Below are 13,664 nucleotides of genomic sequence, written 5' to 3' on the forward strand. Positions count from 1 at the left end.
TAGATTGAAAAGTAACAGATAGTTATATGATATTGTTTGAGGGTCGTTTAATCGCGAAAAACGAGGGAAGAAACCACCTGATCCCATTTATCTATAATAGGACCAGGTGTTTTAAGTCAGGAGGTGTTATGCAGCCTCAGCGAGCGCGTTTGAGTTAACCTCGGTTACATTACAGCGTGTTAATAGTTACCGTGCTTATTTCTGTACTCATCAACCCACATCGCTGTCGCGCCGCATACTGCTGCCGGCATCACAAACAGGTTAAGTATTGGTGTCATGGTAAAGAGCATGACCAGACTGCCAAAGCTTAGTGCTGAACCGCGTCTTTCACTCAATGATAGCTTCATGTCGCCAAATGATACTTTGTGGTTATCAAATGGATAGTCACAATATTGAATACTCATCATCCATGCACTGAACAAAAACCACAGCACTGGGCCTAAGGTTTGACCAATCGCGGGTATCAACATTAGCAGCAGTAAGCCGAGTGCTTTTGGAAGGTAGTACCAAAGCTTTTGCCATTCCCGCTTAAATATTCGTGGTAAGTCTTTTAGCACGTCAACCAGCCCTGTATCCGGTGCGCGTTTTCCCGTGAGTCTGGCCTCAAGGTGTTCTGATAGCAAGCCATTAAACGGGGCGGCTATCCAGTTAGCTACGGTACTGAAAAAGTAAGAGCATACGACCAACAGAGCAATAGCAACTAACGGCCAAATAAGGTAAGTCAACCAGTCCAGCCAGCCCGGTATGTAGGAGAGCCAGCTATCGAGCCAAGTATTCAGCTGAGACAGAACAAACATGATCAGGCTACCCATTAACAGTAGGTTGATGATTAGCGGAATGATCACAAAACGACGGATACCTGGGGTGAAAGCAAGTGAAAAGCCCCTGATAAAATATCGCTCCCCAGAAGAAGGTTGTTGTACAAGGTTCGCTGGATTCATAACATCTCCTTTGTAAGTCTGTTGACATGGTAATGGCTTTACCATGGCATGTACAAGGTTCTCCTTGTTTACTCTTTCAACAATAGACGCGCCAAAAGTCAGATATAACAACCACTTTTTAGACAGAACTGGCCTCTGGGCATTAACTTTTATTTCCTTTTTGATACAGTAATGGCTAAGTCTGTGCGACATTACTATAACGTTGTGTCAGGGGGATGAGTGAAAAACGATACCCCTCACCATGGTAATACGTCGCTAATTGAACACATGCTGAGATGAAATGATGCAGGAATTGCGCCTTGTATTGATCGTTCTGGGAGCGTTGGTAATTGCCGCGCTGATTATTCACGGTCTGTGGAGTAGCAGAAAAGAACGGCCAGAAAAATTTGGTGATAAGCCATTAGGGAAACTTAAAGGCGAAAAACAAGAAGACAGTACTGAAAGCTTTGACGATGACGGTATTGGTGCGGTTCGAGTGATTAAGGGCGGTACTGATAAACCCGAGGCGAAACAGCGCAAAGAGCCTGGCTTGAGTTTTGATGAGTCGAGTGAATCTGATATCGACCCGCTTTTTGCCGATTTTAAAGATGATATCGATACTGCCGTACCATCAAATAATGCAGCTACAGCTGAGTCGAATACCCTCGGAGAGGTCACAGACGCTGTTGAGGTATCTTCGGAGGTCGTCACCGACCCTTTACCGGAAGAAGAAGTTGAAACTGCGGCACCTGAGCCAAAGCAACAGGTGTTGATTGTCAATGTTCAGGCATCGGCTAACAGTGATTTCAACGGCGTTGACTTGATGAATAGCCTTGAGCAAAACGGAATGATTCACGGTGAGATGGATATTTTCCACCGTCATGCGGATCTTTCTGGAACGGGCAAAGTCCTATTTAGTGCTGCGAATATGTACAATCCGGGAAGTTTTCCGATGGAGAACATTAGCCAGTTTACCACTGAGGGAATCTCATTCTTTATGACGCTTCCTTGTTATGGCGACCCAGAGCACAACTTCAAGCTAATGCTTCAGACCGCTCAGAAGGTAGCGGACCAACTGGGTGGTTTGGTAACAGATGATGCGAGAAACTTAATGACGCCACAACGTCTTGATGGATATCGTGATCAGGTTAAGAGCTTTTCCGAACCAGCCTAATGGGTACTTGGAATGAAAAAAACGCCCCATTGGGGCGTTTTTTATTTAGTGTGAATGGCGAGTGAGTTGTGTGGCTATTGTCGTTTCCATGGACCGCCAGCTGAAGGAACGTCACCTCGAGTCCACCATTTTGCTTCATAGCTGCTCCCTTGGTAGGTAACTGTTTCTCCCGTCGTATAGGCTTTTGACGCGCTCCATTCACCAATTTTGTCTCCGCCTTGAGCAACCCAGACTTCAGTGGCACCCGGCTCCTGCCCCTGATTCCACCATTGGGCTTTGTAAGTCACTCCCTTGTGAACGACGGTATCGCCGGCCATGTAGGTTGTATCTTTATCCCACGTCGAGTCAGTGATCTCTCCGGAAACGTTAACGTTAACGACCATCGAATCAGATAGCTCACCATCCGAAACAGTGACCCGGATACCAACACTGATATCAGAATCAGTCACAGGCGCAGTAAAGCTTACATTTGCCGTGTTTCCAGAGGCAGTGAGTGTGCCTTTGTCACTTGAAAAGGTCAGAGACGGACTGTCAGGATCAGTGGCGCTGACTGTAAAGGTGAGCGATTTACCACTTTGCACTTCAAGCGAGGACGGTCCTGACAGAACTGGCGGCGCATTTAAGGCTGGCTTTTTCACCTCAAGCTGAAAGGTTGCAGCTTTATCGTTAACGTAAACGAGATTACTGAATAAGTCAGTGCTGTCCCAGATAACCGTATCGTCTGGTTGTTTGATACCCAGGCGGGCGATATCTGAAAATTCTGCGTTCACCTTCTCTGCCAGTTCAGAAGCCCAAACACTTTCGTCATCATTGCTGCTGGTGATAGGCAGTTTTTCAAAAATCTGCTCACTTCCCTGACCATTGAACACACGGAACCAAACAGTGTCTCCGGGTTCTGCCACGGTTGAAGACTTAACCACACTGCCAAGACTGATCCACTCAGTCGGCGGGAGGACGCCACCAAAGCTGATATCACTACAGTTATAGAAGCCTTCGCCTGCAGCATCATTACGTTGCCATCGAGAGAAGAGGACTGCATCACCGACCCTGTCCGTAGGAAGGGTGACATCCATTTGGTAATACTTCTTACCATTAATTTCAGTCAGAGGCAGGTTGCCAAATTCAGCGATCAGTTCTACATCGGACCAACCCAGTTCATCAACCGCAGGATCAAAATTTTGATTTGATAAGTAGATTTTCCAATAACTGGGATTGTGTGGGGTTGAGGCGCGATAGGTCAGACGGAGCTTGCCATTGGCAGCGGGGTCTATCGCCGTTTTTTGCCAGTCAGGAGAGGGCAGAGACATCCCCTTTTTCGCCGGGTCTCCTCCTGAGCATAAAAGCCCATCCGGCACAGCCAGTTCAACAGCCGATTGGCTGTCGTAATCAGTAATGAGTTTTGCAAATTCATGTTTTTGAACCAAAGGGGTCCAGCTTGATGTCAAAAACGATGCCCTACATGCCAGATTGGGTATGGTAGAGCCGTCATCTGAATCCCAGTGACCGCTGTCTCGGTCACATATTTCCTGCCTTGCAGCAGGGAAGTCCATATAGCCGTGACCGACAGCACTTGTTGACATCAAAGCAGTGAGAAGGCTCCCTGCAATAACGCTTAAGCGAGTGGATGATAGGCGTAACATAATGATTTCCTTATAGGTATGTTGATAGTGTTGTGTCTACACATACCTATCTCGAATAAATCACTGATGCTTGCAAATACACTATTGATTAATTATTAACCTGCTCGAAAAAGAAATTGGATGATTTCATAGATAAAAACAGTGGAGGCCATTTCGTTGACTGGTATCACCTATTTCGTTATTTCATAAACTAAATCTGGTATGACTGGGAGAGATGTAACCCTGCATTTTTACATTGATTGGGTATACTATCACGCTAACCAATACAGTGCTGGTGGCACCATCCGCCAGACACAAAGACAAAACATCAAACCAGGCATTACGATGACCACGGACATTCAACAGCAATTATCCGAATTGCAAGAACAGCTCAATTATCATGGCCATCTTTACTACGTTGAAGATAACCCTGAGTTACCCGATGCGGAATATGATCGCATGATGCAGCAGCTTCTCGCGTTAGAAGCCGAATACCCAGAGTTAATCAGTTCTGACTCTCCCAGTCAGCGTGTTGGCGGGAAACCACTTTCTGCATTTAGTCAGGTACAACACGAAATCCCGATGTTGTCACTCGACAATGCCTTCGATGATGAAGATTTAGATGGTTTTGAAAAACGCCTCAAAGACCGTCTCACCGCCAATACCACGGTCAACTATAGTTGTGAGCCCAAGCTTGACGGCCTCGCTGTCAGCCTTATGTACGAGAACGGTGTACTTGTTCAGGCGGCAACACGTGGCGACGGCACGACGGGAGAAAACATTACTCAGAATGTTCGCACCATCCGTAATGTACCTCTTAGATTACAGGGAAGTGGCTGGCCTCAACGACTGGAAGTACGCGGTGAGGTCTTCATGCCTAAGCTCGGGTTTGAAAAACTTAATCAGACCAACGAGAAGAAGGGAGAAAAAACTTTCGCCAACCCCCGTAATGCAGCCGCGGGTAGCCTTCGTCAACTGGACTCAAAGATTACCGCGACCCGTCCACTTAGCTTTTATGCATACTCAGTGGGCGTAATGTCTGATTCATTTGGTGACTCTCATGTCGGTCGTCTGGAGCAGCTAAAAGAGTGGGGAGTACCGCTAAGTTCGGAAGTAAAGCGCGTTGAGAACCTTGAAGAAGTAAAGGCATACTATCAGGATATTTCGAATCGCAGAGAGGCATTGCCATACGAAATTGATGGGGTTGTCATTAAGGTTGATGATGTTGCTACCCAAGAAAGGTTGGGCTTTGTTGCCCGGGCTCCCCGCTGGGCAATCGCATACAAATTTCCTGCGCAAGAAGAAATCACGCTGCTGGAAGACGTGGAATTTCAGGTAGGTAGGACTGGTGCGATCACACCGGTAGCAAAACTGGACCCGGTTTTTGTTGGCGGTGTAACGGTATCAAATGCCACTCTTCATAATGCTGATGAGATTGAGCGCCTTGGCGTGAAAGTGGGGGATACTGTCGTCGTTCGTCGAGCAGGTGATGTGATCCCACAGATTGTCAGCATTGTTGAGAGCCGCAGACCTGATGATGCCCGTGACATTATTTTTCCTACTGAGTGCCCGGTTTGCCAATCCCATGTTGAGAGAATCGAGGGTGAAGCCGTCACACGTTGCAGTGGAGGTTTATTCTGTCTTGCACAGCGCAAAGAGGCGATTAAACACTTCTCGTCACGTAAAGCACTGGATATTGATGGTCTAGGCGACAAGATTGTCGAGCAGTTAATCGATAGAGAATTAATTGAGACACCCGCTGATCTGTTCAAGCTCTCTGCGGGTCAGGTAACCATGCTTGACCGAATGGGGCCTAAATCAGCACAGAATTTGGTCAATGCACTGAATGTGGCGAAAGAAACCACACTGTCACGATTTATCTATTCTCTCGGTATTCGAGAGGTGGGTGAAGCAACGGCTGCTAACCTTGCAAACCATTTTAAAACCTTAGATGCAATACGAGCTGCCAATGAAGAACAGCTCATTGAGGTGCAGGATGTGGGAGAAATAGTTGCCCGCCATCTGGTCTCGTTCTTTTCTGAGCCTCACAATGAGGAAGTCATTGAAGGCTTACTGCTAGCGGGTATTCATTGGCCAGAGATTTCTACCCCTGATGAGACGCAGCCGCAACCACTTGCAGGCAAAACGGTCGTTCTGACGGGTAGCCTTTCTATTATGTCACGTGGAGATGCTAAAGCAGCACTTCAGGCTCTGGGGGCAAAAGTGACGGGCAGTGTCTCTGCAAAAACAGATTTGTTAATCGCGGGCGAAGCGGCAGGTTCAAAATTAACCAAGGCACAGGATCTTGGTATTGAAATAATAGATGAACAACAGATGATAGATCTACTCTCTTAATTATTTCAAGAGTGGTTAAAAAGCCAGCATGTCAGCTGGCTTTTTTTACGTTATTATATAGCCAATAATATTCTCTAACCGCTCATATATTATTCAGTAAATATAGTTTTATAGATTTTTAATATGTATTTTTTATAATTAAATTGATAATTAGATTAAATAATAAACACTTTTAGTGCGTTTTCTAGCTCTATCAATTTCTCTCTTTTTCCTATTTTCATCTCTATTTATCCATTTCTCAGTGGTTTATTTTTGATTTAAATCAAATTTAATTTTTTATTTTGCGCATGTTCAAATTTTTAATTTTTAATTGTTTGTTTTTTATTGAGTTTGAAAATATTGAGCGTAATCTGCTGCTGTCGATAAAGGTTCGCCTCTAGTCAACATTATTTCCCCTCGTGCTTAGGTCATATTTTCGGACTTAGTAAATCACTGCTAAGCATGAGTTATTACTTTTCCATGTTCAGGAGTATTATCATGGATAATCAATTCAAACGTAGCATGCTGACAGTTGCTATTTCTTCTCTGGCTTTTGCTTCTGCGTCAGTTGCAGCTAAACCTGCTACTGATACCGTTGACCTTTATGGTCAAATCGCTGTATCTGTCGCTAAAAATCCAAACTATAAAAATGATGCACTGGTATTTGATAACGAATCACGTATTGGTGTGCGCGGCACGGCTGAATTGGCTCGCGGTCCATCTTTGTTCTGGCAGCTGGAAGGTGGCGATGTTGGTGACAAAGGAGAAGGCAGTGGTCTGGGCGTGCGTGACACGTTTGCGGGACTTGATTTTGCTGATGCGGGTAAAGTACGCATTGGTCGCATGCTAACTCCACTTTTTGAAATTGTTGACGGTTACACTGGCCAGAGCTCTGGTGAAGGTTTCAACGTTTCTAAAGCTGACAACGCTTACTATGACCGTCAGTCGAACATGCTGCGTTATGACTCTGCAGATCTGAGTGGCCTGAATGTTTCATTGGCTGCTGGCCGCGGTGAGGAAGATAACAAAGATTCGAACTTCTTCGGTATCAGCGCTAAATACACTATGGATGTCGTGACAGCGCAAGTAGGTTACGAATCTGACAATGACCGTGTGATTACTGCAAAAACGGATAAAGTTCCTGCAACTGCTGGTGATTCAAATGCGATTGTTGCTGGCCTGAACATTGATATGGATGGTTATGGTGCGCATGTTGCTTATCTGCATGGTAAAACACAGGCAGACAAAGGCGCTGAGAAACAGCAGGACAGCGTTAAGCTGGGTGCCTATATGACATTTGCAGACAACTGGACCATGAATGCAAACATTGGTCGTGTCAATGATTATGAAGTGAACGGCAAAAAAGTTGAAAATACTGGCATCACTGCTGTAACTGGTCAGCTGATCTACAGCCTAGACCCAGCTGCGGTTGTATATGGCCGACTGGTTCATACATCTCCTGATGCGAAGAATATGGACTCTGACCTTGGCTGGCGCATGGGCCTTGAGTACTACTTCTAATTTGTAGTCACTTCGAATTAAACTTCACTTGACTGTCTTCAAAGCCCGGCTTTTCGCTGGGCTTTTTCATTGTCAGTGGCAATTGTAGATCCGGTTAGGAGTGATACAATAGCCGCCACAAAATTCGGGACCTTACCCGCTAAAACTCTGATTGAAATAAGGCAGCCAAATGACGGTTAAAACTCGCTTTGCTCCTAGCCCGACCGGCTTTTTGCATGTTGGTGGTGCGCGTACCGCACTGTATTCCTGGTTATATGCTCAGCATAAGAGTGGACAGTTTGTTCTTCGTATTGAAGACACTGACTTAGAACGTTCAACACAGGAAGCGATTGATGCCATCCTGGAAGGTATGGAATGGCTTGGTTTGAACTGGGATGAAGGCCCACATTATCAGACCAAACGTTTTGACCGTTACAATCAACTGATTGATCAGTTGATGGCCGAAGACAAAGCTTACAAATGTTTTGCCCCTAAAGATCTGCTTGATGAGCTCCGTGAAGAGCAGATGGCTGCGGGCGTAAAGCCACGCTACGACGCCAATCATCCTAAAATCATTGAGGCGAACACAAATGTTGCCGAGGATGCGCCGTTCGTGATTCGATTCCGCAACCCGAAAGAAGGGACTGTGGTATTTGATGATCACGTACGTGGCAAAATCGAGATTGCCAACAGTGAACTGGATGATCTTATCATTCGTCGCACAGATGGCAGCCCAACCTACAATTTCTGTGTAGTAGTCGATGACTGGGACATGGGGATCACTCAGGTTGTCCGTGGTGAAGATCATATCAACAACACCCCGCGTCAAATCAACATTTATGAAGCATTGGGAGCCCCTGTTCCTGAATTTGCTCACTGTGCGATGATTCTTGGTGATGATGGAGCAAAACTGTCTAAACGTCATGGTGCAGTCAGTGTTATGCAATACCGCGATGAAGGCTATCTGCCTCAGGCGCTTCTTAACTATCTGGTTCGTCTGGGCTGGTCACATGGTGATCAGGAGATCTTCTCGCTGGAAGAAATGGTGAAGCTGTTCAGCCTTGACTCAATCAGTAAATCTGCCTCTGCGTTTAATACCGAAAAGCTGCTGTGGCTGAACAATCACTACATTAAGACAGCAGATCCTGAGTACGTTGCTGAGTATCTGCAATGGCATCTTGACCAGAAAGGTATTGATATTACTGATGGACCTACAATCACTGAAGTGATTCAACTGGTTGGTGAGCGCTGCAATACGCTGATTGAACTGGCAGAGCAGAGCCGCTACTTCTATCAGGAGTATGATGCATTCGATGCAGGTGCAGCCAAGAAGCACCTTCGCCCAGTTGCAAAAGAAGCATTGGAGCTGGCACGCAGCAAAGTTGAAGCAGTAGATGAGTGGACAACAGAAAACCTCCACAAAGTGATTGCTGATACATGTGAAGAGCTTGAACTGGGTATGGGTAAAGTCGGTATGCCGCTTCGTGTAGCAGTGACTGGTATTGGTCAGTCACCTTCTGTCGATGCGGTCATGAAGCTGGTGGGTAAAGACCGTGTGGTCAGCCGTATCGGCAAAGCATTGGCATTTATCGCCGAGCGCGAAGCTAACGCATAACACTGTCGAAAGTCGTATCCAACGATTCAAAAGGCTGCCGAAGGGTGGCCTTTTTTATTTCAGTCTGACAGAAAAATGGTGCGTGTGGATGAGAACATTAAGAGTGGAGGGTGATAATTTTAAATTTCAGAGACACTACGGACAATAAGCCGCATCGATATAAGAATAGAGAGGATATAAAAGGAAAGTGATGGCGCTCCCACAGGGACTCGAACCCCGATCGATCGCTTAGGAGGCGACTGCTCTATCCTGTTGAGCTATAGGAGCGCAAAGGCAGCGGTTTACGCTGCCTTTTTGAGAGTATACCTAAATCTGTTATGAAATTAAGAGGAAAGCCTCTCTAATTGACCTGTTTGGTTACCAAATCGCCGATCTGAATACTTCTTGCTAATTCGGCTGGCATAACTGAGATCTCTGACGAATGATCATAAACTCTCGTCACAGTCAGCGTCATCTCGCTTTTACGATATTGTTTTCTGTGGCTACCGAATTGATCGACAAATGATGCATTGTGCCAAAGTTGAAGTTGATCGCCGACTTTCACACCGTGAATCCGACCGACATTAATTTGACCATACTCGCCGTTGAATGCGATCACTTCAGGCGATGTTGCACGGCATGAAAGAGAAGACTCCAGATCTAGCATGATATTCCGGCTCATTCTCCGGGCCATTTCACCGTAAGACGAGGTCCAGAACCGCGCTGTTTTTGTATCGACTTTACTGGTGTTTTCAAACGGCCATGCTGCAATGTCTCGGTAACTGTTCTGGTAAATCACATCGCCACTTTTACCGTCAATGACATCAATCGATACCGCCAGTTGGCGATTAACACCATCGCGACGAAAGATTCGCTCATCGAGGGTTGCTGTCATATCGGTAATGGCGCCTGTGATCAGGTACTGCGCATCATTATCCTCAGCAATCATGGTGTTGACTGAGGGGTTACCCGGCGAGATAGCAACGTCTGACACCTTGCTTACAACAAAACTTTGCGATTGTTTATCAAACTGGCGTTGTAAAAGAGTGGTGAAATCGTCGCCAAAGCGAAAGATTCCGCCTAAGGCGGCATGTTGCGGATGTACGATGCCAAAGTGACTGATCACTAAAGACTTACGGTATTGGGTGTTGTGGCAAGCTTTTGCCGTTTTATGAATACTGACTCTTGCCGTCACTGTTACCGCTTTGGTGGACGTTCTGACATCGACGATATTAATCTCTCTGACATCATTCCCGCTAAACTGGTAGTTTTTGCGCTCTTCTGCAAGATAAGGGCGAAGCCTTATTACGCTCGATATATCACCGCCAGAAAATTTAATCGCTTGAAAGAGAGCATCTTCCAACGCCCGTGTTCTGGCATCAGATTTACTCTTCAGTAAGGCGCTGTATCCGGTGACTTCATACCAGGTTGCATTCGCAAGAGGTGAGAATCCGAGCAGGCATGCCAACAATAAAAGAACAGTTCGTTTACTCATTTCTGTGATATTCCATAATCGGTACAAATATTGCTTTAGCTATTGCAACACTGCCGTAGAGGCCGAAAATCATGTCGAAGCAGCCAAGTGCTTCGTGAGAATAGATGCAAAGAATGTTCCTGTTTAAGGTCTGATGCAGAAAATTGGTTACAACTGGGTGCTATTGCGCCCTTATAAGACCAACTACCGAATAGTGCGGAGCCTAACAATATGAAAAAGTGGATAGTAGTCCTGCTGAGTTTAACCACAGCGTCTTGTGCTTACTCTCCTATTTACAATGGTAAAGGGCCGTATACTGGTAGCCCTGTTACCCTTCAGAATACACCACGACACACAATAGATTATTTTCTTGATGGCGTGGCTGAAGAGTTATTGCAGACCAACAACTATCTGACAGCTAAAACTCCAATGGCAGTGGTATCGTTTGTTGACGTAGAAGATATGTCTGAAACCAACTGGCTGGGGAACTCTGTCACCGAAGGCATGATATATCAGATGCAGCGCCGTGGCTTCACAGTGATAGATTTTAAAACAACCGGAGCCATTAAAGTTACGCCCGATGGTGACTTTACTGTCAGCCGAAATTGGCGTGACCTCAATCCATCACAACAAATTGATTATGTGTTAACAGGTACTATGTTGCGACAGGGCGGAGGGGTACTGGTAAATGCCCGTATTGTTGGTATGCGTTCACGGGTTGTAGTGGCATCGGCACAGGGTTTTCTCCCTGCGGATCGTATTGGTCGCGATCTTGATACGCTGAGAAAAGTCCGTATTCAGGATGGTGTGATCATTCGTGATGACCAGAGTAAGATCAAGAAAAACACAATAGTAATTAAGCCTTAAGGGTGGTGAGAAGATGTCTAAATGGTTTTTGTTAGTAACGGCAATCTTTTTGACGGCCTGTCAGCCACTGACACAGATGCACAGCAATGAAGTCCTCAGTGCTGTCGGCAGTGCATCAATTAGTGCTCAGGATGGCCGAACGATTGAAGAAAAGCGTTTTAAAGCGATGAAAGCGTCAAAGCTTGAAGCTTACCGCGAATTGTCAGAGCAGGTATATGGATACCGAGTGAGTGGAGAAATGGAAGTTGACCGAGAGCGCTTGGGCGTTGACCGCGTTGACGGCGCTGTTGACGGTGTTATTCGTGGCGCTGAAGTGCTCTCCAGCTATCCTGTTGGCGACACTTATGTGACTGAGATGCAGCTCGATCTGAGTAAGATGAAAAAGATGATGGCATACGGTGATGTGCAATCTGTGCCGAAACAAAGCACTGTTATCTTTTAAGACATATCGGCTAATTAGTAACAGTAACTAGCCGTTTCCAAAAAGTTGTGACAAAAAAATGGCGCCCAACCGGCGCCTTTTTTGTTGGAGTACTTATTTGTTTTACGCTTTTACGTTAGTGCCTAACGTCTTGCTACCTGACGCCTGACCGCCTGCGTCGTAGGTCATTTCAAAACGACCCGTCGCCTCCTGAAAAAGATTTCTCAGCTTGTGCATGCTCAAGTGCGCTCGTTGCAGTGCAGCGCCATTAGCTTCGTTGATATGTTGGCATGTGGTCAACTGCTGTTTAATCGCGTTTATCTCATCCTGCTGTTCATCTTTAATAGTGCTGAGCTCCGGGTTACGGGATATCAGCGCATCGTGCTGCTGGATAAGGTTAAGCAATTGTAATTTGCGTTTGGCACACTCTTGTATATCAGCTGACTTTCTGTTCGCGATAGCTTGTGTTTCTTCTTGAAGTACTACCTCAAGATCACAAACAGCCTGCATTTGCCCAGCAAGCAGGTCGGTCAAAGATGACAATTTATTCAGGTCTGACATGAGACGTTATTCTTTGCTGCTCAACTCGTCTTCAAACTTAAGCATATTTAGTGCCAGCTTATCAGCATCGATTTGATACGAACCGTTGGCGATAGCTGATTTAATCTTGTCAACTTTCGCTGCATCGAACTGATCCTGACCAGCTATCTGTTGGTTAAGAACTCCAATGGCACGGCTTTCACTGCTTATTGATACCGCATCGTTTTTCGTGCCACTTTTTTCAACAGTGCCATCCTCAGCTTTGTTCGCTGCTACCTGCGTTTTCTTGCTCTGAGCATTACTGCTTTGTTCCAGTTGTTGCCCCGGGCGCAAATGATTTATTGTACCTGCCATGTGTTAGCCTTTCTTTTGGCAATTGAGCCTGATTGACGTGGCGTAATAGCCATAGTTACTCTTCTTATCGGCTATTACTGAGAAACTTTAGACTTCTTTTCAAATAAATTTAGAAGCTTACTGTCACCGTTCCTACTCCAGTAATTGTAGCATCAACAATTCGCTTTGATTTCGAGTTACGCACTTTGATGCGATCGCCCAGCGACCCATCGCTCATGGCCGTGCCTTTTGCAGTAATATTAATCAAGTCACCTGCAGCGTTGATCACAACTTCATCACTACGACACACCATGCAAATGTCCGTTCCCTGAATGGGTTGACCTATACCGACGGTACGTTTGACACGTGATCCCACCAATGCTTCCTTCTGTGTGTAAGTTTGTCCACGCTGGAAGCCAACATCAACCATTTGGACTGTCATATCAGCAGCAGTAAGTGCGACTCCTCGGTCGAGAGGACGAGAAGCGGTAACGACAGGACTGAGCACTCTTATCTTGACCGGTACATACAATTGCCAGTTATCAGCCAGACAAGTCACCAACACCGTGGCACTGGTTTTTATCGTCTGTCTCCCGGGTATCTGCGTTTTGAGTGGTTCGGGGCAGTCGGTGAGCTTCACTCTGCTATCTATATTTCCCGCCCGGATAATCATTTGACCGTTTAATGGTTTGTCAATAGACCTCGCTACTTCTTGCTGTGCAGCTTGCTTTACTGCTACAAGTTGATTTGTTGTCGCAGCGGCTATACTTGAGCTAAAGCTTAAAAGCACAAAAGAAATAAGCCAGAGTGTTCGGATGCGTATCATGCGGTGCTCGGTGGTTAGTATTTCAACAGACTCTACCATTATAAGTGACCGATTGCGCAGAG

The 13,664-nt window shown here is 45.9% G+C and carries 12 protein-coding genes and 1 tRNA gene; 6 read left to right on the forward strand and 7 right to left on the reverse strand.

The window, feature by feature from the left end; genetic code table 11:
• Window positions 1–179 precede the first annotated feature (179 nt).
• A complete protein-coding gene (cysZ, locus tag A8L45_RS15750; RefSeq protein ID WP_068903990.1) occupies window positions 180–941 on the reverse strand; it encodes a sulfate transporter CysZ in 762 nt (253 codons plus the stop codon).
• A 280-nt stretch (window positions 942–1,221) separates the two neighbouring features.
• Between cysZ and zipA the strand changes: the two genes are divergently transcribed.
• Window positions 1,222–2,094 (forward strand): cell division protein ZipA, encoded by an 873-nt coding sequence (zipA, locus tag A8L45_RS15755; RefSeq protein ID WP_068903992.1) that lies wholly within the window; start codon window positions 1,222–1,224, stop codon window positions 2,092–2,094.
• 74 nt (window positions 2,095–2,168) lie between these two features.
• Here the strand turns inward: zipA and A8L45_RS15760 are convergent, their stop codons facing one another.
• Complete coding sequence (locus A8L45_RS15760; protein ID WP_068903994.1) at window positions 2,169–3,734, reverse strand: lytic polysaccharide monooxygenase; 1,566 nt, start codon at window positions 3,732–3,734, stop codon at window positions 2,169–2,171.
• Between the two features lie 324 nt (window positions 3,735–4,058).
• Between A8L45_RS15760 and ligA the strand changes: the two genes are divergently transcribed.
• The 3 genes from ligA (at window position 4,059) to gltX (ending at window position 9,162) form a co-directional block, all read left to right on the forward strand.
• The gene (gene ligA / locus A8L45_RS15765; RefSeq protein WP_068903996.1) at window positions 4,059–6,068 is read left to right on the forward strand and encodes an NAD-dependent DNA ligase LigA; all 2,010 of its coding nucleotides are present in this window, start codon (window positions 4,059–4,061) and stop codon (window positions 6,066–6,068) included.
• Window positions 6,069–6,545: 477 nt separating this feature from the next.
• Complete coding sequence (locus A8L45_RS15770) at window positions 6,546–7,568, forward strand: porin (RefSeq protein ID WP_068903998.1); 1,023 nt, start codon at window positions 6,546–6,548, stop codon at window positions 7,566–7,568.
• A gap of 169 nt (window positions 7,569–7,737) precedes the next feature.
• Window positions 7,738–9,162, forward strand: coding sequence for a glutamate--tRNA ligase (gene gltX / locus A8L45_RS15775; RefSeq protein WP_068904000.1), 1,425 nt, complete (start codon window positions 7,738–7,740; stop codon window positions 9,160–9,162).
• A 191-nt stretch (window positions 9,163–9,353) separates the two neighbouring features.
• Here the strand turns inward: gltX and A8L45_RS15780 are convergent.
• Window positions 9,354–9,429 (reverse strand) — tRNA-Arg (locus A8L45_RS15780).
• Window positions 9,430–9,502: 73 nt separating this feature from the next.
• Entirely contained in the window at window positions 9,503–10,636 is a 1,134-nt protein-coding gene (locus A8L45_RS15785; protein WP_068904002.1) for a flagella assembly protein FlgT, read from the reverse strand.
• A 210-nt stretch (window positions 10,637–10,846) separates the two neighbouring features.
• On the opposite strand from A8L45_RS15785, the gene A8L45_RS15790 reads away from it, so the two are divergent.
• Window positions 10,847–11,482: a FlgO family outer membrane protein gene (locus A8L45_RS15790; RefSeq protein ID WP_068904004.1), complete on the forward strand. Its 636-nt coding sequence runs from the start codon at window positions 10,847–10,849 to the stop codon at window positions 11,480–11,482.
• A gap of 13 nt (window positions 11,483–11,495) precedes the next feature.
• The gene (locus A8L45_RS15795; protein ID WP_068904006.1) at window positions 11,496–11,924 is read left to right on the forward strand and encodes an LPP20 family lipoprotein; all 429 of its coding nucleotides are present in this window, start codon (window positions 11,496–11,498) and stop codon (window positions 11,922–11,924) included.
• A gap of 102 nt (window positions 11,925–12,026) precedes the next feature.
• Here the strand turns inward: A8L45_RS15795 and A8L45_RS15800 are convergent, their stop codons facing one another.
• The 3 genes from A8L45_RS15800 to flgA all read right to left on the reverse strand — a co-directional run bounded on the left by A8L45_RS15800 (window position 12,027) and on the right by flgA (window position 13,641).
• Complete coding sequence (locus A8L45_RS15800; RefSeq protein WP_068904009.1) at window positions 12,027–12,464, reverse strand: flagella synthesis protein FlgN; 438 nt, start codon at window positions 12,462–12,464, stop codon at window positions 12,027–12,029.
• A gap of 6 nt (window positions 12,465–12,470) precedes the next feature.
• Window positions 12,471–12,797 carry a flagellar biosynthesis anti-sigma factor FlgM gene (flgM, locus tag A8L45_RS15805; protein ID WP_068904011.1) on the reverse strand — a complete coding sequence of 109 codons (327 nt, stop codon included), beginning with the start codon at window positions 12,795–12,797 and terminating at the stop codon, window positions 12,471–12,473.
• Between the two features lie 109 nt (window positions 12,798–12,906).
• Window positions 12,907–13,641 (reverse strand): flagellar basal body P-ring formation chaperone FlgA, encoded by a 735-nt coding sequence (gene flgA / locus A8L45_RS15810; RefSeq protein ID WP_245680745.1) that lies wholly within the window; start codon window positions 13,639–13,641, stop codon window positions 12,907–12,909.
• Between the last annotated feature and the right edge of the window lie 23 nt (window positions 13,642–13,664).

It is taken from the genome of Veronia pacifica, from assembly GCF_001707825.1.
GTDB lineage: Bacteria > Pseudomonadota > Gammaproteobacteria > Enterobacterales > Vibrionaceae > Veronia > Veronia pacifica.